The sequence below is a fragment of the Gottfriedia acidiceleris genome, assembly GCF_004138285.1.
Lineage (GTDB): Bacteria > Bacillota > Bacilli > Bacillales > Bacillaceae_G > Gottfriedia > Gottfriedia acidiceleris_A.
On record NZ_SCFN01000022.1, the window covers coordinates 1 to 25,145 of the forward strand.

A 25,145-nucleotide genomic window follows, 5' to 3' on the forward strand; every position below is an offset into this window, starting at 1 on the left:
CTGATATGAACGAAACTGTCAACTCACCATACCCAAATGCCGTTTCGTTCATTATGACTAAGAATTTGTTAGTTGAAGAAAAAATTTTTTTAAATGTCTTCTATCATATTTTCTGTACTTCGATTAATCCATCTTTTTTTAAGAATTCATCCCACTCTTCTCGCAATAACCCCATACGAATTGAGTCATAATAGTTCCCATCATAAAAACGACATTTTCTTAATCTTGCTTCCATTGTCATTCCTAATTTTTCTCCAACTTTAATCATACGATGATTACCAGACCAAGTTGTATAACCTACACGTACAAGAGGTAGTGTATTAAATAAATGATTAATCCAAAGTTTTAAAGCTCTTGTACCAAAACCTCCACTCCAATAGTTGGGATCATAAATACCTATGCCCATTTCAAGCCAATTAGATGGTTTATGTTCCCAATAAAAGCTAACTGTTCCAATGACTTTTCCATCTACTTCAACAATCCATCTATCCTCTTGATTAACAATGGAATCCTTAGTTTTCAAATAGTCCTCAAAAGTGACAGCTTTATGTTCAAAATATGGTGCATCCCATTTCTTCCACTCTGGTGAACTCTCTTTATACATCAATGTCCAAAGTGAAAATAAGTCTTCTTCATGAATTGGTCTAATTCGTAATGGCAAATTATTATTCAACTTATCTGCTCCTTCTCTAATAATATTTCGGTAGATATTACCAAAATAAGTTCAAAATCTTATATTCAACTTATGCATGCGGTAGTTTAATAACTTGGAGGTTAAATACGATCAGTATCCGTATCAATAACAAAATCAACTTCATCATCAATAAACAGTCTTTCTCCTTGATATAACTGGTATTTTTGAAAGGATAATATCTGAAAACAAATCAATACAAAATTGATTATTAAATTCAACACTAAGATCCTCTATTGGTTCAAAATGAAGAATATTAGAGATAGGCAGATTTAAGATATGATTCTTTATTATCGTAATAAAATGACACCTTTAATATCACAGCTACCGATTATGATATTTTGATAATCTCTTAATCTTCATGTACATTCAACATTTAAAAACAAAAAAACAGGAGAACAAGTTAATACCTGCTCTTCCTGCCTTTGATGTCACTCTTATTTTGGCTGCATACGAATTGCACCATCTAAACGGATCACTTCACCATTTAACATTGGATTTTCAACAATGCTTTTTGCTAAGTGTGCATATTCTGATGGCTTACCAAGACGTGATGGGAATGGAACCATATTTCCTAATGATTCTCTAGCTTTTTCTGGTAATACATCGAACATTGGCGTTTCAAATATACCAGGAGCAATACTCATTACTCTGATACCGTATCTTGATAAATCCCTAGCAATTGGTAATGTCATTCCAGCTACTGCACTTTTTGATGCACCGTAAGCTGCTTGCCCCATTTGGCCATCAAATGCTGCTACTGATGCGGTGTTAATAATAACACCTCTTTCACCAAATTCATTTGGTTCATTGTTAATCATTTGTTCAGCTGCTAAACGAATAACGTTAAACGTACCAACTAAGTTTACATTAATGATTTTTTGGAAAGATTCTAATGAATGAATTCCGTCTCTTTTAATTACTTTTTCAGCTAAAACAATACCTGCACAGTTTACTACTGTATTAAATGAACCATATTTAGTTAAAACATTACTAATTGAATTTTTTACGCTCTCCTCTGAAGATACATCTGTTTTTTCAAAACAAACATTGTCCTCGCCTAATTCAGAAATTAAGCTAGCAGCTCTTTCTTCATTTAAATCGAAAATAGCAGCTTTCCCACCATTTTCTACGATCATTCTAACTGTACCTGCACCAAGACCTGATGCTCCACCTGTAACGATTGCTATACTATCACGAATATTCATTTTTTAAATCCCCCAGTTTGTTGTTGGTTATTAATTTAATCTCTCAATAATCGTTGCATTTGCCATACCATGGCCTTCACAGATCGCTTGTAATCCAAAACGTCCGCCTGTTTTCTCTAAAGCATTACACAATGTAACCATAACCCTTGCACCACTAGCACCAAGTGGGTGACCTAATGCGATCGCTCCACCGAATATATTTAATTTTTCAAATGGTACATTTAATTCTTTTTGCCATGCTAAAGGAACTGAAGCAAATGCTTCATTTATTTCAAACAAATCGATTTGATCGATTGTTAAACCACATTTATGTAGAACTTTTTGTGTTGCTTGAATTGGCCCAGTTAACATTAATTGAGGGTCAGATCCTACTACCGTTCTCCCAATAATTCGAAACTTTGGCTTAAATCCTAATTGATGAGCTTTTTCTTTGCTCATTAAAAGGAGTCCTGCTGCTCCATCACTAATTTGACTTGCATTTCCTGCAGTAACCGAACCACTTTCAGTAAATGCTGGTTTTAAAGTAGATAATTTCTCAATTGAAGAGTTTTCTCTCGGTCCTTCATCTTTCGTAACTTTAACAAGTTCACCTTCTTGATTAGTAACAGAAACTGCAACAATTTCGTCTTCAAAATAGCCTTGTTTCATTGCTTTTAATGCTTTTTGATGGCTATTATAAGCAAATTCATCTTGCTCACTTCGACTGATATTCCACTTCTCATTTATTCGTTCTGCTGAGATTCCTTGGTTAAAGTCACCAAACATATTAGTTAGTTTTTCATTCCATTTTGATCCTTTTAAATTCGAAAACATTGGTACACGTGTCATACTTTCAACACCAGCTGCAATGACAATGTCCATATCTCCACTTAAGATGGCTTGTGATGCAAAATGGACAGATTGTTGACTTGACCCGCATTGACGGTCAATTGTAACACCAGGCACTTCAATTGGTAGACCTGCTAATAAAGCAGCAACTCTACCAATATCACCAGCCTGTTCACCAATTTGAGTAACACAACCCATAATCACATCATCAATTTCTTTCGGATCAAATTCATTTCGACTTACTAATTCCTTTAGTACAATTGCAGCTAAGTCATCAGGTCTTGTTTCGCTAAAGCTGCCGCCTCTTTTACCAATAGGTGTTCTTAAAGCATCAACAATAACTACTTCTCTCATAAATTTGATCCTCCAATTTTAATTCTGATTTAATTTAATCCCATTTGTTTTGCGATAATTGTCTTCATAATTTCATTTGTACCTGCGTAAATTGACATGATTTGAATATCTCTGAAACGTCTAGCAATCTCGTATTCTTCCATATATCCATATCCACCATGCAATTGAAGACACTCTGAAGCTACTTTTTTACCTAAATCTGTAATCCACCATTTTGCCATCGATACTTGCTTAACAACATTTACGCCTTCCATATGCTTATAAATTAAGTCCTCTATAAAAGTACGACCAATTTCAATTTCAGTAGCCAATTCTACAAGTTTAAATTGAGTATTTTGGAACCCAGCAATTGATTTTCCAAATGCTTTTCTACTTTTCACATACTCAGTTGTCACTTTCAACATTTCTTCAGCTGAAACTAATGCTTCTAAAGCAACTACTAATCTTTCTTGCTGTAATTTTTCCATTAAGTAATAGAAGCCTTTTCCTTCTTCTCCTAATAAATTCTTTACAGGTACTTTAGCATCTTGAAAAATTAATTCAGCCGTATCTTGGCTATGAAGTCCTACTTTATTCAACTTCTTTCCTCTAGAAAACCCAACTGTATCTTTTTCGACAACTAGCAAGCTTATTCCTTTATGAGCAGGTCGAATTGTCGTATCAGTTTTAACGGCAATAATAATAAGGTCTGAATGAATACCATTCGTAATAAACGTTTTCTCACCATTAACGATATAGTAATCTCCTTCTTTTACCGCAGTTGTTTTAATATTTGCTAAATCTGATCCAGCACCTGGTTCAGTCATAGCAACTGCACTAATATATTCACCTGAAATACATTTAGGCAACCATTCCATTTTTTGCTCTTCATTTGCATAAGCAGTCAAATATGGTACAACAATATCATTGTGTAATGCTACACCAACTAAACTTGAACCAACTTTCTCAAGTTCCTCTATAATAATGACTGAATAGCCAAAATCTACACCTAACCCACCATATTTTTCGTCAACATAAGGACACAAAAATCCTTCATTTCCTAATTTATCCCAGAATTCTCTAGGTATCATTTTGTTTTGTTCCCACTCTTCATAGAATGGTGCAGCTTCTTTTTGTAAGAACTTTCTAAGAGCCGTGCGGAAGATTTCATGTTCTCTAGTTAAGTAAGAATGTTTCATAATAAGCCCCCCAAAATATTTAATCACTTCGATAAAACGCTTACAATACTCAAAATACTAAATTTTTAAAATATTACATTTGTAATAATCATATGATGTTAATTATAATTTATCAAGGAGCAAAAAAAAAAAGAACTGAATAGTTCAGTTCTTTTGATTGAAGACAAACTCATAGAAATAATACAAATTAACCAATTTTAACCGTAATCTTACCAAAATTATTTCCTTCACCCATTCTTTGTAATGCACTAATGACATCCGTAAATTCAAATGATTGATCTATGATTGGTTTAATTTTATGTTCTTCAAAAAATGCTAACATTTGTTCAAACTCTCTTGGACTTCCCATAGTTGTCCCTCTAATATCCATATTTTTAAAGAATACTTTTGGCAATACTGTTTGAGGAACTGGTCCATTTGTCGCACCGAATGATACGATTCTTCCACCTTGAGCAGTCAAATCAATTAATCGATTAAATGATTCTCCACCAACTCCATCGATTGTAAGATTTACAAATCCATATTCTTTACGAAGCTTTTTATACCAATCATTTTCCCGATAATTAAAACCAGCAGTCGCACCCATTTCGATTGCCTTTTCAATTTTTTCATTGCTACTAGATGTAACTAGTACTTTTGATCCGAATGCTACAGCAATTTGCAGTGCATATAATGCCACCCCACTACCAATACCTGGAATCAATACTGTATCATTCTTTTGTAATTGACCACGTGTAATTAATGCTCTATATGCAGTAAGTGCAGCTAATGGAATTGCTGCAGCCTCTTCCCATGACAAATACTCAGGTTTTTTATAAACATTTTCAACTGGTAGTTTAATAAATTCAGCAAATGTACCATTAGAAGGCATTCCAAGTACAGTAAATTCATCAGAATTGATATCGTCACGATCTCCCCAGTTTAAACTTGGGTTCATGATAACTTCATCGCCTACAGTAAACCCCGTTACTTCGTCTCCAATAGCCTCAATAACTCCAGCACCGTCTGATCCTAAAATTCCATCTAACTTCATCCCTGGATACATACCGTGAGTAATAAAAAAGTCACGTCTGTTTAATGATGCTGCCTTTAACTTAATTACTACTTCATTCGGATGAACAGTACCAATCTCAACATTTTCCAATTTTAGTGACTCTGGCCCTTTAGTGTCTCTTAAAATATAAGCTTTCAATTACATCACTCCTATTCATGAAAAAATAAATATGTAAAAAGACGATTAATAAATCTTACTCAATTTTATTTTACCAAAAAAGTTAAATACGGTTTAGTAAAATGATTAGGTAGGAAAGAGTGTGGGGGAAATATGAGGTGTATTCTGAGATTTATATGCTATAGTTTATGAGTTTTAGGGAAGGATTTTAGATTTTAATAGGATTTTGTTTTACTTTATCTATTAATTATGTGTTTTTATATTTATTCTAACAAATGCGGTACGTGAAATTCCTTTCTTATGTCTTTGATAGAGTGTGTATCCTCATTTGTTCGATTCATAATAAACAAGTCATTTATTTGCAAAGTGCTTCTATTTTTGTAAGAATTGAAAACTATTTTAAAAGATTTACTAGTTTTTAAGCTTATTTTGAAGGTTACATACAGATTGGATCATCTAATTTGCAGTTTTGGATATTTTGTTTGCACTTTTGACGTTTTTAATTGCAGTTGTTAAAAACGACAATCCACTAATAGTCACTAATTACAGATTATTATCACCCTATTTTTTCGAACGTTCTTTCCTATTGAAATAATAGTAACTTAAACTTCTATCCTACTAAAATTAATTTCCACAGGAATAATCTACTGGATTCAAAATAGAAGTATCTTTATGTTAAAAAATTACAAATTTTCTGATATTATTACACTTCAATTTGTCAAAACCTGTTTTATCTCCAATAAATATGTCTCTTTGCAAACAACAAGAATGTGTTTTTATTTCCTTTTAAACTATTTTTTATTATATTTATATATTTTTTTAATTTGAAAGATTTACTAAACAAAAAAACTCTCACCACTTAGAGAGTCGAAATGTTTTTTAATTTGATAGAAAAAAGATTCCTATTGCACTAGGACCAGTGTGGACGCCGACTGCTGAACCAACTGAGTTTTCAATTATTTGTTCACTACCTAATAGATCCTTTAATTGCTTAATAAATTGTTCTGTAACATCATCTTTTACCCCATATACAACTCCAACATTTTTACTGAGTGCATCTTTTCGAATCTTCATTAGTTCAAGCATTCGATTTAATGCTTTTTTTCGACCTCGTACCTTTTCAAGTGGTTTAAATTTCCCTTCGCTAACTTCCATAATCGGATTTATATTTAGCATTCCACCTAAAAATCCCGCAAACTTACCGACACGACCGCCTCTTATTAAATATTGGAGATCTTCTATCGTGAAAATATGTTGGATCTTATTTATATTGTAATTTAATTGTTTCATTAGATTCTCAAATGATTCATTATTATTTAAGCCTTTTATTAACTCCATAACTAATACACAAATTCCAAGTGATACTGATCTAGTATCAATTATATGAATAGAGGCTTTTGGATTGCTTTCTACTATATCTAGTTTTACTAATTGTGCAAAATTATACGTACCAGACAAGTCACCTGAGCAAGTAAGATAGACACAATTTTGATCTGTACTACACGAGACTAAAGTTTGATAAATTGCATCATAAGAAGGTAAAGATGAAGTAAAGTTCTCCCCATTTTTCATTCTTTGCATTAACTCATGTGATTGTAAATTTACTCCATCAAGATACTCTTTTTCTAATTGGTCATAGACTCTTAATGGAATGACTGAAATATCATATTTTTTCAATAGATCAGTTGGAAGATCAGAAGAGCTATCTACAATTATTTTTAGGTTCAATTTAATCACCTCGCTCTAGATTAATCTTATTAAAAAATAATCTAAATATTCAAATAAATATTTTTCATTTAAATTAATTTAATCGACAAATTAGCATTAGAAAAGGAGCATATTACCTATTTTCCATAAACTTCTTGCTTACAATTAAAAAGAAGTGTCTCATAAGTAGTTAGCTTATAAGACACTTCTTTTTTAGTTATGCGTGTAATTTTTCATATTTTTCAATGTCATTTTCATATTTCATCGTAATCGAAATATCATCTAAGCCATTTAGTAACTTTTCTTTCCAAACAGGATCGATTGAAAAATCAAATTCCCCAAATATTGTTTTTACGACTTGTTTTTCCAAATCTACTTCAATTTCTTGATTTCCACTTAATGTAGCTAATTGTGAGCGAATCTCATCATTTAAGACAATCGGGAGCATGCCATTTTTTATACAGTTATTGTAGAAAATATCTGCGAAGCTACCAGCAATAATAATTGTAAATCCATAATCATTTAACGCCCAAGGTGCGTGTTCTCTAGATGAACCGCAACCAAAATTATTTCCACTAATTAAGATTGAAGCATTTTTTCGATCGTCATCATTTAATGAAAAAGATTTATTAGGTGAGCGATCATCATGATATCGCCATTCATCGAATAAAAATTCACCAAAGCCAGTTCGTTCTATTCGCTTTAAATATTGTTTTGGAATAATTTGGTCTGTGTCGATATTATCTAACATAATTGATACAGTTGTGCCTTTATGCGTACGTAACGGTTTCATTTGCTTGCTCCTTTCGAATATCAATAAAATGACCATGTACTGCAGCAGCCGCTGCCATTACTGGACTTACTAAATGTGTTCTTGCTCCTTTACCTTGTCTTCCTTCAAAGTTTCGGTTTGAAGTAGATGCACAATGTTCTCCAGCTGGTACTTGGTCTGGATTCATTGCTAGACACATTGAACAACCAGCTTCCCTCCATTCAAATCCTGCTTCTATAAAGACTTTATGTAGTCCTTTTGCCATCGCTGCATTTCGAACCTTTTTTGATCCTGGAACAACTAATGCACTAACATCAGATTTTACTTTCTTTCCTTTAAGATAATTTGCCGCTTCCTCTAAATCTGACAATCTAGAATTTGTACATGAACCAATGAATACATGTTGAACTGGAATCTCTTTAGGTGTGATTTCCGGCTTTAATCCCATATATTCATATGCTCGTTCGTAGTTCTCATCCTTGGCTTTTGGAAGGACTTCATCAATTCTTACACCCATTCCAGGATTTGTTCCCCAAGTAACGTATGGTGCAAGGGTTGCTACATCCACTTCAATTGTTTTATCAAATGTTGCTCCCTCTTCTGTATATAATTTCTTCCATTCTACTAATTTTTCATCATATGAATTTATTGTATATTTTCGACCTTTTAAATAATCGAAAGTTTTTTGATCAGGAGCAACTAATCCTGCTTTTGCTCCACCCTCAATCGCCATATTACATAAAGTCATTCGCTCTTCCATTGACATATTTGTAATTGCTTCACCATAAAACTCAATGACAAATCCAGTTCCCATTGAAACACCATAAGTTGCTAGTAAATGAAGAATGATATCTTTAGCATATACACCTTTTGGAAGCTTTCCATCAAGTTTCACACCCATTGATTTCGGCTTAACTTGCCATAAAGTTTGTGTTGCTAAAACATGTTCAACTTCGCTTGTTCCAATTCCAAAAGCTAAAGCACCAAATGCACCGTGGGTAGATGTATGACTATCTCCACATACAATTGTTTTTCCCGGCTGAGTTAATCCAAGTTCTGGTCCAATTACGTGGACTATGCCTTGGTCCTCATCCGTAATATCTGCTAATGGAATATTGAACTCCTGACAATTATTTCTTAAAGTATCCATTTGTTGTTTTGCAATTAAGTCAGTGATGACTAATTGATTTTTTGTTGGTACATTATGATCCATTGTCGCAAAGGTTAATTCTGGTCTTCTTACTTTTCGATTGGATAATCTCAATCCTTCGAAAGCTTGCGGAGAAGTTACCTCATGGACTAAATGTAAATCGATATACAAAAGCTGGGGTTTACCTACTTCACCAGTTACAACATGATTTTGCCAAAGTTTATCAAACAATGTTTGTTTCATCGAATAGTACCTCCAACTGTTTGAAATTGTAATTCCTTTACTACTTGTTCTGTAAATTCAATCGTTGAACTTTTACCACCTAGGTCACCAGTTAAAAAGCCATTATTTATTGAATTAACAATCGCGTTTTCAATTGAGTTTGCTTCATCAACTAAGTTAAAATCGCGAAGCATCATCGAAACTGACCTTAATATTGCAATAGGGTTAGCCTTATTTTGTCCTGCGATATCTGGTGCTGAACCGTGAATTGGTTCATATAATGAAGGACCCTTTCCAGATCTACTTGCAGAAGGTAGCATTCCTAATGAACCAGTAATCATCGAAGCTTCATCGCTTAAAATATCCCCAAATAAATTTTCAGTAACGATTACATCAAACCTTCTTGGGTTTCGAATTAACTCCATCGCGGCTGCATCAACAAGAATATGCTCAACTTCTACTTCTGGATAGTTTGAACTTAGTTCATTTACAATTTTTCTCCAAAGTTTACTAGATTCTAATACATTCGCTTTATCAACTGATGTGAGTTTGCCTTTTCTAGTTTTTGCTAACTCAAATCCATATGTTACAATTCGTTCAATTTCTTCTCTAGTATAGGAAAGAGTATCCGTTGCTTCATTCTCATTATGGAAACGAGGTTCGGAAAAATAAATTCCGCCTGTTAATTCTCGAACGACAACAAAGCTTACATTTTTTACTTGTTCAGATTTTAAAGGAGAATGATTTACAAGTTCATCATATACATCGACTGGTCGAATGTTTGCGTATAAATTAAGTGATTTTCTTAACCTTAATAAGCCACTTTCTGGCCGTTCAACACCTTGATCCCATTTTGGTCCGCCTACTGCTGCCAATAATACGGCATCCGAATTTAAACAATTATCTAATGTTTCTTTCGGTAATGAAGTGCCTGTTTCGTCGATCGCGTGACCTCCGAATAAATTTGTTGAAAAAGTAAAGTCATGTTGATAATATTGTGCAATCTGTTCTAAAACCTGTACAGCTGAATTCATAATTTCTGGTCCGATTCCGTCTCCTGGAAGACATGCGATCTTTAATTTCATTTTAGAACCTCCTTTTTGCTCCACTTACTAATAATGTTTAATAAATCTGCATCTGTAATTTCTTTCTTTGAATCTGTCAAAGCTTTAAATTGAATAAACGCTTCGTTTATAATTTCTGTTGAAAAGTTGAATCCAAGTTCTTTTAATCTGTCTGTAAAAGCATGACGTCCTGAATGTTTCCCTAATACTAATGAGTTTGTAGAAAGTCCAATTAATGAAGGGGGTATAATTTCATATGTTGTTGGTTCTTTTAGTACGCCATCTTGATGAATACCTGATTCATGAGCAAATGCATTTGTACCAACAATTGCTTTATTCTTCTGGACAACCATACCTGTAAGACGACTAACAAGTTCACTTGTCTTCGTAATTTCTTGTAATCGTAAATTAGTATTTTTCCGGTAAACATCTTCCCTAATATGTAGTGCAACGGCTATTTCTTCTAGTGCTGCATTTCCTGCTCTTTCCCCAATTCCATTTACGGTGCATTCAACTTGGGTTGCTCCAGCCTGTATAGCAGCTAAAGAATTCGCTACTGCCATTCCTAAGTCATCATGACAGTGACAAGAAAAAATTGCTTTATGATAAGACGGTACATTTTCTTGTAAATATTTAAATAGATCATAGTATTCTGAAGGACTTGTGTAACCGACAGTATCCGGAATATTAATCACATCTGCACCTGCTTTAATAGCAGTCTCTGCGAATTCGGCAAGGAATGCTCGATCAGTACGACATGCATCCTCAGCTGAAATTTGGACTTTTGGAAAAAAGGATTTTGCAAGTTGCACACAATGTTTAGCAGTTTCCAAAACTTCTAATCTCGTCATGTTTAATTTATATTTCATATGAATGTCACTTGTTGCAAGAAAAATATGAAGTCTCGGTTCTGCAGCATTTTTTAACGCATCCCATGCTGTTTTAATATCTGAATCTTTTGCGCGAGATAGGCTTGAGACGGAGACAGAACGAATCTGTCTCGCAATCTCTTGAACACCTAAAAAGTCACCTTCTGAGGAAGCGGCAAAACCAGCCTCAATGATATCAACACCTAAAGCTTCTAGTTGTCTTGCAATTTCGAGCTTTTCAAATCGATTTAAATTAACCCCAGGAGATTGTTCGCCATCACGTAATGTTGTATCAAGAAACTGAATTTTACTCATTTTTTATTTCACCTCGACTTTTTCTTTTCTTTGGATAAATGGCATCATTGCACGAAGTTTTTCTCCTACCTCTTCTAACTGATGTTGTTTTTCACTTTCATTAATTTCATTGAATACTGGACGACCATTTTTATTTTCGTTAATCCAGCCTTTAGCAAACGTACCATCTTGAATTTCTGCTAAAATATCTTTCATCGCTAATTTTGACTCATTCGCAACTACTCTAGGACCGGATACGAAATCACCCCACTGTGCAGTATCAGAGATTGAGTATCTCATATAGCTCATTCCGCCTTCGTACATTAAATCAACGATTAGCTTCAACTCATGTAAACACTCAAAGTATGCTACTTCTGGCTGATAACCTGCTTCTACTAATGTTTCAAATCCCGATTTTACTAAAGAAGTTACACCACCACATAGTACCGCTTGTTCTCCGAATAGATCTGTTTCAGTTTCCTCTTTAAATGATGTTTCAAGAACACCCGCTCTTGTAGCACCAATTCCATCAGCATAAGAAAGTGCTACATTTTTTGCTTCGCCTGTTACATCTTGGTATACAGCAAATAATGCTGGAACCGCTGCACCATCGACAAAAGTACGTCGAACAAGATGTCCTGGACCTTTTGGAGCTACTAAAAATACATCAACATTTGCAGGAGGAACAATTTGATTAAAATGAACATTAAATCCGTGTGCAAACGCAAGCGCATTACCACTTTCTAGATACGGTTCAATTTCATTTTTATAAACTGTTGGTTGATGCTCATCTGGTAATAGAATCATTACTACGTCTGCTGCCTTTGAAGCCTCTGCAACCGTAGTTACATGTAGTCCATCATTTGCTGCAGCATCCCATGATTTACCAGGACGACAACCAACAACTACTTTATGACCATTTTCATGTAAATTTAAAGCATGTGCGTGACCTTGTGAACCATAACCAATTACTGCAATCGTTTTCCCTACTAAAACATTTTCCTTCACGTCTGTACCATAATATACTTTAGCCATTTTCAAATTCCTCCAATATTTTTAGTTTTATATTTTTATTTAATAAGAGAGTAGCTTTTGAGCATGCTCCTTATGTTTAGCAGATCTAGTAAATGCGGTTACACCTGTTCGAGCTATTTCTTTTAGTTCGAAAGGTCTTAATAATTCAATCAAAGCCTCTACCTTATCAGAAGTACCAGTTACTTGAACGACAATCTGATCACGGCTTACATCAATAACCGAGGCTCTAAATGGTTCAATTAGACTATAAATTTCATTTCTTGTAGCTGCATTTGTACTCACCTTTATTAAGGCTAGTTCTCTAGCAATAACTGATTCTTCGGTTATATCTGCTACTTTTATCACATCAATTTGCTTGTGAAGCTGTTTAATCAATTGTTCAACCTGTTGTAAATCCTCTACATGTACGACAAACGTAATTCTTGAAATATGATCTTGCTCTGTATGTCCTACAGAAATACTTTCGATATTAAAGCGTCTTCTCGAGATCACTCCTGTAATTCGGTTAAGTACGCCACTGTTATTTAATACAGTCGATGTAATGACTCGTTTCATTATTTCACCCCTTCCATTTCATGAATTCCTTTACCAGGTGGAACCATTGGTGTAACAATTTCAGCTTGATGAATTCGACAATCAATTAATACTGGCCCATCAAATTCAACTGCTTCTCTTAATTGACTTTCAACTAAATTTGGATCTGAGATTGTGATCCCTTTAATGCCATAGGCTTCTGCAAGTTTTGTGAAACTTGGTTGGCAGTCTAATAGAGAACTAGAGAAGCGGTCATTATAAAAGGCTGATTGCCACTGTCTTACCATTCCTAAAGCTGCGTTATTTAAAATTAAAATTTTAACTTGTAAATTATGTTCCTTGATCATGCTCAATTCTTGCAATGTCATTTGGAATCCGGCATCACCTACGATGGCTACAACTAATTCATCAGGCTTTGCAAATTGTGCTCCAATTGCAGCTGGTAATCCAAATCCCATCGTTCCAAGTCCACCTGATGTGATCCATTTATGTGGTTCAACAAAAGGATAATACTGAGCTGCCCACATTTGATGTTGACCTACATCTGTGGAAATCGTCGCTTTTCCATTTGTAATCGAATGGAGTAAAGTTAAGACAGTTTGTGGCTTAATAACTTCTCTACTTGGTTCATACTGTAAAGGAAAGGCCTCTTTACGACTTTTAAGCAATTCTAACCATTCACTATGATTTTGTTTATCTACTTTTTGTTTTAATAGAACTTTCAGAACTTCCTTAGCACATCCAACAATTGGAATATTTGTAGGAATAACTTTGTTTATTTCGGCAGGGTCTATATCGATATGTGCTACAATCGCGTCTTTAGCAAAGTGTGCTAAATTACCCGTTAACCTGTCATCAAATCTTGCTCCGATGTTAATTAGTAAATCACTTTCATACATTGCCATATTTGCTGTATAAGTTCCGTGCATGCCCCCCATTCCAAGGAATAATTCCTCATTTGCTGGAAATCCACCTAGCCCTAAAAGCGTATTTACAACTGGGATATTGAACTTTTTAATAAATTCAGTAAACTCATCAGCTGCTTTTGCATGTAATATACCTGCTCCAGCTAATACAACCGGTTTTTTAGCTTTTTCAATTGCTCCTATTAACTTTGTAATTTGAATATAATTTGGCTCATATGTCGGTTGATAACCTGGTAAATGAACTTCTATTTCGTCTTTTTTCAATCCTTTTTCAACCATCATATTTTTTGGTAGATCGATGACGACTGGACCTGGACGGCCTGTTGAAGCAATATGGAATGCTTCTTTTACGATTTGTGGGACATCTTCTACATTACGCACTTGGTAGTTATGTTTTGTAACTGGCATTGTGATTCCAATAACATCTGCTTCTTGAAAGGCATCCGTTCCGATTACATTTGTAGCAACCTGACCAGTAAAAACAACTAGTGGTAATGAATCCATCATCGCATCTGCTAAACCAGTAACTACATTTGTTGCACCTGGACCACTTGTTGCGATTACAACTCCTGGACGACCAGTTACTCGTGCATAACCTTCTGCAGCGTGGATGGCCCCTTGTTCATGTCTTGCTAGAATGTGAGGAATATCAGCATCATAAAGTGCATCATATAATGGTAATACTGCCCCTCCAGGGTAACCAAAAATCATTTCAACATTTTCATTTTTCAAAGCATCAATTAGTAAATTTGCACCTGACAATTCTTTTGACAGAGTTCTCATCGAATGATGACTCATTTCTACTTTTCCCTCCATTTTCGGATAAAATTTACCCATTTATTCGCAATAAAAAAAGCCATGACTCCACACTTCAGCAGATGCTGAAGGGGCGAAAGACTTTTCGCGGTACCACCCTTCTTCTTAGGTTAATAACCTAACTTTGGGATTTTGGCTAACCAAAATCTGGTTATAACGTGACCAACGTTCAAGCTTACATTACAAATTAATTCAGCTTGACACTCAAGAGTGAGTTTCATTAATCAAGGTCATCGGTTCACACCAGCCACCGACTCTCTGAAGATCCTTTTCATAACTACTTTTCTCTTTCATTGCTTTTTCATATTTTTAATATTCCGCCTGTATTAGCAGAAGTAACTAACTTTGCATATCTTGCTAAATAACCCGTTTTAACTTTTGGTTCATGTAATTTATATGATGTTTTACGAGATTCTAACGTTTCGTTAGATATTGATAATGTAATACTTCTTGATAAAAGATCGATTATGATTTCATCGCCGTCTTCAATATATGCAATTGGTCCACCTTCAGCCGCTTCTGGAGAAATATGTCCGATTGCAATTCCTCGAGTAGCACCCGAAAAACGACCATCTGTAATTAACGCAACTTTTGTTCCTAAACCTCTTCCGACAATTGAAGAAGTTGGTGCAAGCATTTCAGGCATGCCAGGTCCACCTTTTGGACCCTCATATCGAATGACAACGACATGCCCTTCTTGAACGAGACCTTTGTCAATCGCTTCAACTGCTTCATCGTGTGAGTCAAAACAAATTGCTTCACCAATAAATGTTTGAATTGAAGGGTCAACTGCACCTACTTTAATAACTGCTCCATCTGGGGCTAGATTCCCATGTAAGATTGATAATCCGCCTGTTTGTGAATAAGGATTTTCTTTTTTACGAATCACTTCACTATTGGAGATTGTAGCTTCTTGCACATTCTCGAATAAAGTTTTTCCCGTAATTGTAATGCGGTCACTATTGATTGCTCCAGGTATGGTAGTAAGTTCTTTAATAATTGCTGGAACACCACCTGCTAAATGAACATCATGCATTGAATAGTGAGAGGCGGGACTAATTTTCGATAAATAAGGTACTCTTCTAGCTACGTCATTTATATCCTTTAAGTCGTATTCAACTCCTGCTTCATTTGCGATGGCCATTAAGTGTAAAACAGTATTTGTCGATCCACCCATTGCCATATCTAGTGCAAACGCATCATCAATTGCCTCTTTTGTAATAATGTCTCTTGGTTTTATATCATTTTCAATGCAATCCATTAGATGAAAAGCTGCATCACGGATTAATTGATGTCTGTCTTTACTAGTTGCAAGTATTGTCCCGTTATACGGTAGTGCTACACCAAGCATCTCCATAATGCAATTCATTGAATTTGCTGTGAACATTCCAGAACATGATCCACATGTAGGACATGCTGACTTTTCAATATCGAGTAATTCTTCTACACTCATTTTTCCTGATTTAAAGGCACCTACACCTTCAAATACTGAAACAAGAGAGAGAGCCTTTCCATCTTTAGATAGTCCCCCTGCCATTGGTCCACCTGATACAAAAACTGCTGGTACATTTGTACGAACAGCTGCCATTAGCATTCCGGGTGTGATTTTATCGCAGTTTGGCATATAAAATACTCCATCAAACCAATGTGCATTAATTACAGTTTCGGCTGCATCGGCAATGATTTCCCTACTTGGTAAAGAATACCTCATTCCGATATGCCCCATTGCGATTCCATCATCGACACCAATCGTATTAAACTCAAATGGAACTCCACCAGCATCTCGAATCGCTTGTTTTACAACATCAGCCATTTCCCTTAAATGAATATGACCTGGAACAATATCAATATATGAATTACAAATCGCTATAAATGGTTTATTAAAATCTTCCTCTTTAACACCTGCCGCTAATAATAAGCTACGATGCGGCGCACGGTCGATTCCTTTTTTGATCATGTCACTTCGCACAATTTATCACCCTTGTTTTACGTAAATTTTTTCTCCATCTTCAACTACTAATTGACGAAATGCTTTTAATAATCTTTGTGTATTTGGTCCCGGTTTTCCATCACCAATCACACGTCCATCTACCTTAGATACACCAATTACTTCGGCTGCTGTTCCTGTTAAGAAAACCTCATCGGCAACATAAACATCATGTCTAGTAAACAATTTTTCCTCAACTTCGTAACCTAATGTGTCACCTAATTCCATAATTGCATTACGAGTAATTCCTTCTAATGCACCTGCTGAACTTGGAGGAGTAATTAACCTATTCCCTTTTACTAAAAAGACATTATCTCCTGAACCCTCAGCTACAAAGCCTTGATCGTTTAGCATTAGTGCTTCTTGAACACCAGCTAGTTTAGCTTCAATTTTTACTAATATGTTATTTAAGTAATTTAAAGATTTAATTTGTGGATTTAATACATCACTTCGATTTCTTCTCGTTGCTACTGTTACAATTTCCATACCATTTTCGTATAGTTCTTGTGGAAACAGTGCTAGTTGCTCAGCAATGACAACTACATTTGCTCTTGGACAAGAAGTTGGATCTAATCCAAGATTCCCTTCACCTCTTGAGACGACGAGTCGAATATAACCACTATGTAAATTATTTCGATTTACTGTATCAACTACAATTTGTGTTAACTCTTCTAATGAATAAGGAATTGTTAATAAAATTGATTTTGCTGATTCATATAATCGAATGAGATGTTCTTTTAAGCGAAATACATTGCCATCGTAAACGCGAATCCCTTCGAATACTCCATCTCCATATAGATATCCATGATCATATACAGAAACTTTTGCATCTTGTTTTTGAACGAATTCACCATTTAAAAAAATCTGTTGCTCTGTCACGGTTAATCCTCCTCAAGAGTTAAAATATTTGTACTTACTTTATTCCAATCTGAGAAATTAATCAACAAGTTTTTAGAAAATTTAAAATTCATATTTTATTCAAAAATCGTATAAATATTGGTAAATCAACAATGAAAACCTTTACATTTTTTCAAAATAATTTTTCGACAAAATTTTACTCTTGAAAAATTTATTTAAAAGGATTATCATATGATTAATTTATACAGAATTTTCTGTAAATTAAAATCGGAGGCGAGTAAAAATGGCTACTTTACAAATTAATGGGACTGTTAACGAAATCAATGAAGTGTTGAAAGTAATGAGTAATCATTTTGACATTCAGATTAAAGACGAAAAATCCGATCAGGAGTATTCAATAGATTTCTCTTATGAAGAATGGGAAAATGATTCTTTCGTAAGTGAGATGTTAACTGGAGCCTATAATGATTAAAAACTAAAATTCTTATCGTATGATAACAAAAAAGAGGGTAGCCCATTTTAGGCAACCCTCTTTTTATTAATTAGTCTGAAGTGCAAATAAAGCTTAGGGCAGTGCAAATAAACGGCGGACTGCAAATAAAATTAGTGAATCTGCAATTAAATTTGTTAAAACTGCAATTAAAATTATCAAAAGTGCAATTAAGATAAAAAATTACCCATACCAGTTAAAGTATTTCACCCCAAAAACTGTTCATAAGTTAATTCTCTTAAAGTGAAAACTAGCAATTTCCCACTAATTCTATTTAAACCAATAATAAGTCACTACAAATCTCCTAAATATCTAAAAAAATCGAAAATATTAACTGTGTGAAAGAACAGGGCCTTACGTTCAAGTGTATTTCAACAAAAAAAGGACCGCTTAGATCAGTTCCCCTGACCAAAAAGACAGTCCAATTCTTTTATTTTAGTAAACCCTCATCCTTCAAAAACTCTTTAGCAACACTTTCGGCAGATTTTCCACTTACATTTACTTTGTAATTCATTACTCGCATTTCATCATCAGTTATTTTATTTTTTAATTTATTTAAAATGTTTTTGATTTCTGGATACTTTTTAAGTGTTTCTTTTCTGAGAAGTGGTGCACATTGATACGGTGGGAATAAATTTTTATCATCGATTAACACTTTCATGTTATAACTTTGGAGCTCACTATCAGTTGAATACGCATCGATTATTGAGAGATCGCCCGTTTGAATTGCGTCATATCTCAATTTTGGCTCCATCGTTTTTAAATTTTGGAACTTCAATCCATATAATTTTTGTAATCCTAAATATCCATCATCACGATCTGTAAATTCTAAAGTGAAACCTGCTTTTAACTGATTTGCTACTTTGGTTGCATCTGAAATTGTTTCGAGTCCAAATTGTTTTGAAATGTGATCTGGAACAGCTAATGCATAAGTGTCATTGAATTTCATAGGTTCCAAATAGCTCAAATTATACTTTTTTGCTAAACCTTCAGCAGCTTGTTCATATACTGCATTTGCATCATTACTAACTGCTTTTTCTTTCAAAAATGTAGAAATGACTGTACCTGTATATTCTGGATAAATATCAATGTCACCTTTTTTTAATGCATTAAACACAAATGTTGTTTTACCAAAATTAGGCTTAACTTCAACGTATAGATTCGTTTCATCCTCAATCATTAATTTATACATATTCATTATTATTTCTGGTTCAGCACCTAGTTTTCCAGCAATCACTAGGTCTGTTTTATTCCAAGATTTAATTGTTAATGGAGAAAATAATAATGCTAATAAAATAAAACTAGCAGTTATAATTCTTAATGAAAAACTCTTAAAACTCCTCTTCTCTATTAATCTTAAAATAAAATCAAATATAATTGCTAAAAGTGCTGATGGTATTGCCCCTAAAATGATTAAATTCATATCATTTCGGTCGATTCCTAATAATATTAAACTACCTAAACCTCCAGCTCCTATTAAAGCAGCGATTGTTGCAGTTCCGACAATTATGACCATCGCAGTTCGAATTCCTGCCATAATAACTGGTAATGCTAATGGTAATTCAACCTTAAAAAGTCTTTGTCTACCGTTCATTCCTAATCCAGTTGCTGCTTCTAACAGGATCGGATCAATCTCTTTAATTCCGGTATATGTATTTCGCAAGATCGGCAATAATGCATATACACTTAACGCAATTACCGCTGGAATCTTTCCAATACCGACTAATGGTATTAAAATCCCTAACAGCGCCAATGAAGGTATTGTTTGAATAACTGCTGTAGTTCCAATTACTAATTCAGATAGAACTTTCTTCTTCGTTAAGTAAATTCCAATCGGGACAGCTAGAATTATTGCAATTATTAGTGCAAATACTGAAATTTGAATATGCTCTAACAAAGCCGTTAATAATTGTTCCTTTCTATTTGCAAGAGTTGTTGTAAATGAAGCGAGAATCATCTTATATTCCCTCCTTTACAACAGCTTTACCACGATAATTATCTATAAATTGTTCAACAAAAGGATTGACTGGCTTATTTAAAATTTCGTCCTTCGTACCTACTTGAACTAGTTCACCATCGTGCATGATCCCAATACGGTCTCCCAAATAAAATGCCTCGTCTAAGTCATGAGTAACGAAAAGGATCGTTTTATTAATCTTTGTTTTTAATTGCTTCAGATCCTTTTGTAATTGTAATCTTGTAATCGGATCTAATGCACTGAATGGTTCGTCCATTAATAACAGGTTTGGATCCCCTGCTAAAGCCCTCGCTACACCTACCCGCTGTTGTTGACCCCCAGATAACTCTGAAACTGGTCTTTTACTAAATTCCAAAGGATTTAATTTTACTAATTCTAATAATTCTCGAGTGCGCTCTTTTATTTGTGCTTTGCTCCATTTTTTTAATTCCGGTACGATTGAAATATTTTCTTCAACATTCAAATGGGGAAATAGTGCAATTTGTTGAAGTACATATCCAAACTCTCTCCTCAGCTTATGTTCATCATAATCTTTAATGTTTTTTTCATTATAAAAAAGTTCACCGTCAGTTGGTTTAATTAACCTATTTATTAATTTAATTGTTGTTGTTTTTCCACAGCCACTTGGGCCAATTAAAACAAAACATTCACCTGTTTGAATTGAAAAAGATAAATCCTGAACTGCACTTTTTCCATTTGAAAACCTAAAAGATATATCTTGAAATTGGATCATTCTAGTCCTCCCTTAAAAAAGCCTATAAGTATATATAGTTAGAGGACAAGTTTTCTTATGCTTTAAGTAATAAAAATTAGGACAAAAGAAATTTTTTTTCATCATTTATGAAAATTTTAAGAATTTTAAAAGATTTTGTAGTAAATAGAGTTATTTTTTGGTAAAATGAGAAAATCATTTTTTAAAATGCAACTATGATTGAGGTGAATTGTTTGAATACTTTAACAAAAAAAGAAATTATGTTTATTGGATTTATGTTATTTTCGATGTTATTCGGTGCTGGTAATTTAATTTTCCCAGCATACATAGGACAAGCAGCCGGAGAGAATGTATGGGAAGCAATTATTGGATTTATTATTTCGGATGCAGGAATTGCGATTTTAGCATTTATTGCAATAGCAAAATCCGGTAATTTTGATACGCTAGTTAAGAGAGTACATCCTATTTTTGCACTTCTCTTCCCAATGGCAATTTACTTGTCAATCGGACCTGGACTTGCTATTCCACGAGCTAGTAGTCTGGCATATGAAATGGGTGTTAAACCATTTTTGTCTGAAAGTCTGGCTGTTTCTCCAATTGGGCTATTAGTTTATACGATTGTGTTTTTTAGTATCGTTTATTGGTTTGCTAAATCACCTTCAAAATTAGTTGACAGATTCGGTAAAATTTTAACTCCAGCTTTACTAATCCTAATTTTAATAGTTTTTATCAAAGCAATGTTTACAGACTTATCTAGTTTTAAGGATGCATCCTTAACATACAAATCTAATCCTGTCTCACAAGGAATTTTAGATGGCTATCAAACAATGGATGGGATTTGTGCATTAATCTACGGGATTGTTTTCATAAATATTTTTCAAAGATTAAACGTTACAAATCAAAAATTACAAATTAAGTATTTAATTATTTTCGGTTTAATTTGTGCATTATTATTATCGATGACTTATTTTATTATTGGCTATTTAGGTGCTTCAGCAACGATTACTGGACATATAGACAATGGAGCAATCGTCTTAACGACAGTCATGAATCAATTATTTGGAAATGGTGGAACGATTGTTTTAGGACTTATTTTTACACTTGCCTGTTTAAGTGTTTGTATTGGTTTAATCACATCATGTTCTCAATATTTTAATAGTATTTTCCCTAAACTAACTTATAAAAAATGGGCAATCTTATTATGTTTCATAAGTGGCTTCGTAGCAAATTTAGGACTTACACAAATTTTAAAAGTATCCGTTCCAATATTAGGTCTTTTATATCCAATGGCAATTGCACTGATTGTACTAGCACTTTTAAACGATCAATTACCATTTAAAGGTAGACCTGTTTATTTAATAACAATTTTGTTTGTTGGAATTTATAGCTTAATCGAGATTATCAATTCATCATTTTTAAATAACGGACTAAATGAATTATTATCGATTATTCCAATGCAAAATAAAGGATTCGGTTGGGTAATACCTGGTTTAATCGGCTTTGTAATTGGATGTATTATGGAGAAGTTTTTCGTTAAAGAATATACCGAAGTAAAGAACGCAGCTTAATTTAATTTTCAAAAAATAAAGAGCGGCTCATTAGTCTAAGCACTTCTTGAGATCGCTCTTTTTAATTTTTAAAAATGTTTACTAAGGTTTTCTTTCACTAATAAAGATGGCTTTAATTCACTAATACTTTTTTGTCCGGATAAAGCCATCGTTAAATCAAAATCAGCTAAAATATTTTTCATTACTTGGACTACCCCGTTTTTACCAGCAAGAGCTAGGCCATACATATACGGTCGACCAATTAATACTGCATCAGCACCGATTGCTAATGCTTTATATACATCTGATCCACTTCTAATGCCACTATCCATTAAAATTGGTAATCTGCCTTTTAATTCACTACAAATACTCTCTAATGCATCTAAAGTACTAATTGTTCCATCAACCTGTCTACCACCATGATTCGAAACGATGATGCCATCCATATCATATTCAAGCGCAAGCATCGCATCGTCCTTATGTAAAATTCCCTTTAATAAAATTGGTAATTTAGTTTGATCTCGCAAAAATGCTAAATCTTCCCACGTTAATGCAGGATTGCCAAAGAGTCTTGTCCATAATAGAATTGCTGACTGTGGATCCTCTTCAGGTGAATTATTTAATCTTGAACGGAACACAGGATCCTCTAAATAGTTACCAATGCCTTGCCCTTGTAAAAATGGTAAATATGCATTTTCAATATCTTTTTCTCTCCAGCCCATAATCGAAGTATCAAGCGTAATAACAATCGCTTCGTAACCATTTGCTTCAGCACGTTTAATCATACTTGCTGCTATTTCCATATCACTACTACAATATAATTGATACCATTTAGGTGAATCTCCTAAAACACTTGAAACCTTTTCTAATGAGTAAGTTGATGCAGTACTAGTTATGTATGGAATATTCAATTCCGCTGCTGCTCTAGCAGCTTCAAGTTCCCCTTCTGGATGTGCAATCGACTGAACACCAATTGGAGCAAATAAAACTGGCGAGTTATATGTTTTACCAAATAAATTTATACTAATATCACGCTCAGCTACATTACGTAACATTCGCGGTACAATTTTCCACTTATCAAATGCTAATCGATTTTCATTCATCGAGCGCTCACTACCAGCGCCCCCTGCTATATAATAATAAGGTCCTTCCTCTAATTGATCTTGTGCTAACTTTTCTAAATCCTCAAATCTAACAGGAATCTCACTTTTTTTCCCACTACTATACACTTGCAATTGAATATAATTTCCGAAATTCTTCATTCGAAACACATCCTTAAAAAGTTTGTAACCGTTTACATATTCTAATTCGATTCAAATATCTCCTTTAATTTTCTTAATAAATCATTCGACATTTTGAATATTTATAAGATTTCCTATCTCGTTTAGCACTTACTTTTATATTAAAAATTTTTATTTGAATAATATTACTCTATTAATATTGTTCTTATAAGGAATGAATTTTCTTACTCTTTATGGATTAAATATGTTCTTAAATACTGTAATAGAGTGTACAAATAAGTAAGATACCCTTTTTAATTTTAATGGTTGATTTAAAGAATGGAAAATCGACTTTTTAAACAATTTGATTGAATGATTATTTATATTAATTTAAGAGATTAAATAAAAGTTAATACCTTTTGCCCTTATTACAATAAAGGTGGTGTTAGTTTGAATCACTCTGATTGGATTAAATTAAGTGTAAGACTTGCTTACGAAAACTTATTAAATAAGAATGGCGGGCCTTTTGGAGCAGTTATTGTCAAAGATGGAAAAGTAATTGGTGCCGGAGTAAATGGTGTCACAACTTTAAATGATCCAACTGCACATGCAGAGGTCCAAGCAATTCGAAACGCATGTCAAAATTTAGGTACATATTTATTAAAGGATGCTGTCTTATATACTAGCTGTGAACCATGCCCGATGTGTCTAAGTGCCGCCTATTGGTCTAGAATTTCAAAAATATATTATTTTTATACAAAAGATGATGCTGCAAAAATTGGATTTGATGATGCACATATTTATAATGAACTTTCATTGCCATATGAAGATCGAACGATACCTAGTGAACAAATTATGATTAAAGTCAAAGATATTGAAAACCCTTTCATTGTTTGGTCAAAAGAAGAAAACCATGTACATTATTAATCAGTATAAAAAAGGTTGCTCATTACTAAATAATGGGCAACCTTTTTTTAATTTTGTTTTATAAATATTAATCTTTTAACTCATGATCTTGTTCTGACTCTACAATTTCCACTAAATTTGATAAACCATCTTTTTCATTATTATTTTCTTTCCAAATTTTATACTTTTCAATATCTTTGTTAATTTGTTTAAATGTATACGCTAAAATCGTTGCATCATCTAAAAAGCCTAAACCGACTATAAAATCTGGTATTGCGTCGATTGGACTAACAAAATAAATTAATGCTCCGATTACTGTCAAAATTGATTTTGTGGAAATATCTCTATAACTGCCATTAATATATGATTTAAATAGATCTATAAATAAATTTACTTTTTCCCAAGCTTCACCTAACGCACCTTTTTTATCTGGTGCCAGCTTAGCTGCTTTTTTCAATAAATTCGTTGATTTTTCTTTATTTCCTAAATAGGAAGAAGCTTTCTTTAAATACTTTTTAAAAAACTTATTTTCATTTAACTCAGACATTTTTTCTCCTCCCTTTTTTATAGTTTAACAAATATGAAAACAAGATGAAAGTACGAAAAACCACTAATCAATTGATTAGTG

Annotated in this window: 21 protein-coding genes, 1 pseudogene and 1 other annotated feature; of the genes and pseudogenes, 3 read left to right on the top strand and 19 right to left on the bottom strand. The window is 33.6% G+C overall.

Translation table 11 applies throughout. From position 1 onward, the window contains the following. Nucleotides 1–103 precede the first annotated feature (103 nt). From EP747_RS20495 to ilvE, 15 genes and pseudogenes are all read right to left on the bottom strand, one after another. Entirely contained in the window at nucleotides 104–673 is a 570-nt protein-coding gene (locus EP747_RS20495; RefSeq protein ID WP_129691921.1) for a GNAT family N-acetyltransferase, read from the bottom strand. 455 nt (nucleotides 674–1,128) lie between these two features. Beyond that, entirely contained in the window at nucleotides 1,129–1,899 is a 771-nt protein-coding gene (locus tag EP747_RS20500; protein WP_129691922.1) for a 3-hydroxyacyl-CoA dehydrogenase, read from the bottom strand. 30 nt (nucleotides 1,900–1,929) lie between these two features. Continuing rightward, nucleotides 1,930–3,081, bottom strand: coding sequence for a thiolase family protein (locus EP747_RS20505; protein WP_129691923.1), 1,152 nt, complete (start codon nucleotides 3,079–3,081; stop codon nucleotides 1,930–1,932). A gap of 29 nt (nucleotides 3,082–3,110) precedes the next feature. Then, nucleotides 3,111–4,259, bottom strand: a complete 1,149-nt coding sequence (locus tag EP747_RS20510; protein ID WP_205753858.1) for an acyl-CoA dehydrogenase family protein — start codon at nucleotides 4,257–4,259, stop codon at nucleotides 3,111–3,113. Nucleotides 4,260–4,446: 187 nt separating this feature from the next. After that, nucleotides 4,447–5,451: a zinc-dependent alcohol dehydrogenase family protein gene (locus EP747_RS20515; protein WP_129691924.1), complete on the bottom strand. Its 1,005-nt coding sequence runs from the start codon at nucleotides 5,449–5,451 to the stop codon at nucleotides 4,447–4,449. 858 nt (nucleotides 5,452–6,309) lie between these two features. After that, entirely contained in the window at nucleotides 6,310–7,158 is an 849-nt protein-coding gene (locus tag EP747_RS20520; protein WP_165347186.1) for a DegV family protein, read from the bottom strand. A 196-nt stretch (nucleotides 7,159–7,354) separates the two neighbouring features. Further along, nucleotides 7,355–7,930 (bottom strand): 3-isopropylmalate dehydratase small subunit, encoded by a 576-nt coding sequence (gene leuD / locus EP747_RS20525; RefSeq protein ID WP_129691926.1) that lies wholly within the window; start codon nucleotides 7,928–7,930, stop codon nucleotides 7,355–7,357. Beyond that, the gene (gene leuC / locus EP747_RS20530; protein ID WP_129691927.1) at nucleotides 7,908–9,302 is read right to left on the bottom strand and encodes a 3-isopropylmalate dehydratase large subunit; all 1,395 of its coding nucleotides are present in this window, start codon (nucleotides 9,300–9,302) and stop codon (nucleotides 7,908–7,910) included. The genes leuD and leuC overlap by 23 nt, the downstream gene beginning before the upstream one ends. Continuing rightward, nucleotides 9,299–10,366 carry a 3-isopropylmalate dehydrogenase gene (gene leuB, locus EP747_RS20535; RefSeq protein WP_129691928.1) on the bottom strand — a complete coding sequence of 356 codons (1,068 nt, stop codon included), beginning with the start codon at nucleotides 10,364–10,366 and terminating at the stop codon, nucleotides 9,299–9,301. The genes leuC and leuB overlap by 4 nt, the downstream gene beginning before the upstream one ends. Before the next feature lie 41 nt (nucleotides 10,367–10,407). Continuing rightward, nucleotides 10,408–11,529: pseudogene (locus EP747_RS20540) on the bottom strand (2-isopropylmalate synthase); the annotation flags it as partial. A 3-nt stretch (nucleotides 11,530–11,532) separates the two neighbouring features. After that, nucleotides 11,533–12,543, bottom strand: a complete 1,011-nt coding sequence (ilvC, locus tag EP747_RS20545) for a ketol-acid reductoisomerase (protein WP_129691930.1) — start codon at nucleotides 12,541–12,543, stop codon at nucleotides 11,533–11,535. Between the two features lie 39 nt (nucleotides 12,544–12,582). Then, nucleotides 12,583–13,098, bottom strand: a complete 516-nt coding sequence (gene ilvN, locus EP747_RS20550) for an acetolactate synthase small subunit (protein ID WP_025671139.1) — start codon at nucleotides 13,096–13,098, stop codon at nucleotides 12,583–12,585. Next, complete coding sequence (gene ilvB / locus EP747_RS20555; protein ID WP_129691931.1) at nucleotides 13,098–14,801, bottom strand: acetolactate synthase large subunit; 1,704 nt, start codon at nucleotides 14,799–14,801, stop codon at nucleotides 13,098–13,100. The genes ilvN and ilvB overlap by 1 nt, the downstream gene beginning before the upstream one ends. 84 nt (nucleotides 14,802–14,885) lie before the next feature. Further along, nucleotides 14,886–15,122 (bottom strand) — a binding site (T-box leader). Continuing rightward, on the bottom strand, nucleotides 15,121–16,788 hold the full coding sequence (gene ilvD / locus EP747_RS20560; RefSeq protein ID WP_129691932.1) for a dihydroxy-acid dehydratase: 1,668 nt from the start codon (nucleotides 16,786–16,788) through the stop codon (nucleotides 15,121–15,123). (Overlaps the previous feature by 2 nt.) 6 nt (nucleotides 16,789–16,794) lie before the next feature. Further along, nucleotides 16,795–17,685, bottom strand: coding sequence for a branched-chain-amino-acid transaminase (gene ilvE / locus EP747_RS20565; protein ID WP_129691933.1), 891 nt, complete (start codon nucleotides 17,683–17,685; stop codon nucleotides 16,795–16,797). Between the two features lie 262 nt (nucleotides 17,686–17,947). On the opposite strand from ilvE, the gene EP747_RS20570 reads away from it, so the two are divergent. Further along, a complete protein-coding gene (locus tag EP747_RS20570; RefSeq protein WP_129691934.1) occupies nucleotides 17,948–18,136 on the top strand; it encodes a hypothetical protein in 189 nt (62 codons plus the stop codon). A gap of 448 nt (nucleotides 18,137–18,584) precedes the next feature. Here EP747_RS20570 and EP747_RS20575 read toward each other — a convergent pair whose 3' ends face one another. Continuing rightward, complete coding sequence (locus EP747_RS20575; RefSeq protein ID WP_129691935.1) at nucleotides 18,585–20,111, bottom strand: ABC transporter permease/substrate-binding protein; 1,527 nt, start codon at nucleotides 20,109–20,111, stop codon at nucleotides 18,585–18,587. Between the two features lies 1 nt (nucleotide 20,112). Then, on the bottom strand, nucleotides 20,113–20,865 hold the full coding sequence (locus EP747_RS20580) for an ABC transporter ATP-binding protein (RefSeq protein WP_129691936.1): 753 nt from the start codon (nucleotides 20,863–20,865) through the stop codon (nucleotides 20,113–20,115). 212 nt (nucleotides 20,866–21,077) lie between these two features. Between EP747_RS20580 and brnQ the strand changes: the two genes are divergently transcribed. Beyond that, complete coding sequence (brnQ, locus tag EP747_RS20585) at nucleotides 21,078–22,412, top strand: branched-chain amino acid transport system II carrier protein (protein ID WP_129691937.1); 1,335 nt, start codon at nucleotides 21,078–21,080, stop codon at nucleotides 22,410–22,412. A gap of 68 nt (nucleotides 22,413–22,480) precedes the next feature. Here the strand turns inward: brnQ and EP747_RS20590 are convergent, their stop codons facing one another. Next, nucleotides 22,481–23,653, bottom strand: a complete 1,173-nt coding sequence (locus EP747_RS20590; protein WP_129691938.1) for an alpha-hydroxy-acid oxidizing protein — start codon at nucleotides 23,651–23,653, stop codon at nucleotides 22,481–22,483. A 408-nt stretch (nucleotides 23,654–24,061) separates the two neighbouring features. Between EP747_RS20590 and EP747_RS20595 the strand changes: the two genes are divergently transcribed. Then, the gene (locus EP747_RS20595) at nucleotides 24,062–24,538 is read left to right on the top strand and encodes a nucleoside deaminase (protein WP_129691939.1); all 477 of its coding nucleotides are present in this window, start codon (nucleotides 24,062–24,064) and stop codon (nucleotides 24,536–24,538) included. Between the two features lie 67 nt (nucleotides 24,539–24,605). Here EP747_RS20595 and EP747_RS20600 read toward each other — a convergent pair whose 3' ends face one another. Beyond that, entirely contained in the window at nucleotides 24,606–25,064 is a 459-nt protein-coding gene (locus EP747_RS20600; RefSeq protein ID WP_129691940.1) for a YkvA family protein, read from the bottom strand. Nucleotides 25,065–25,145 lie beyond the last annotated feature (81 nt).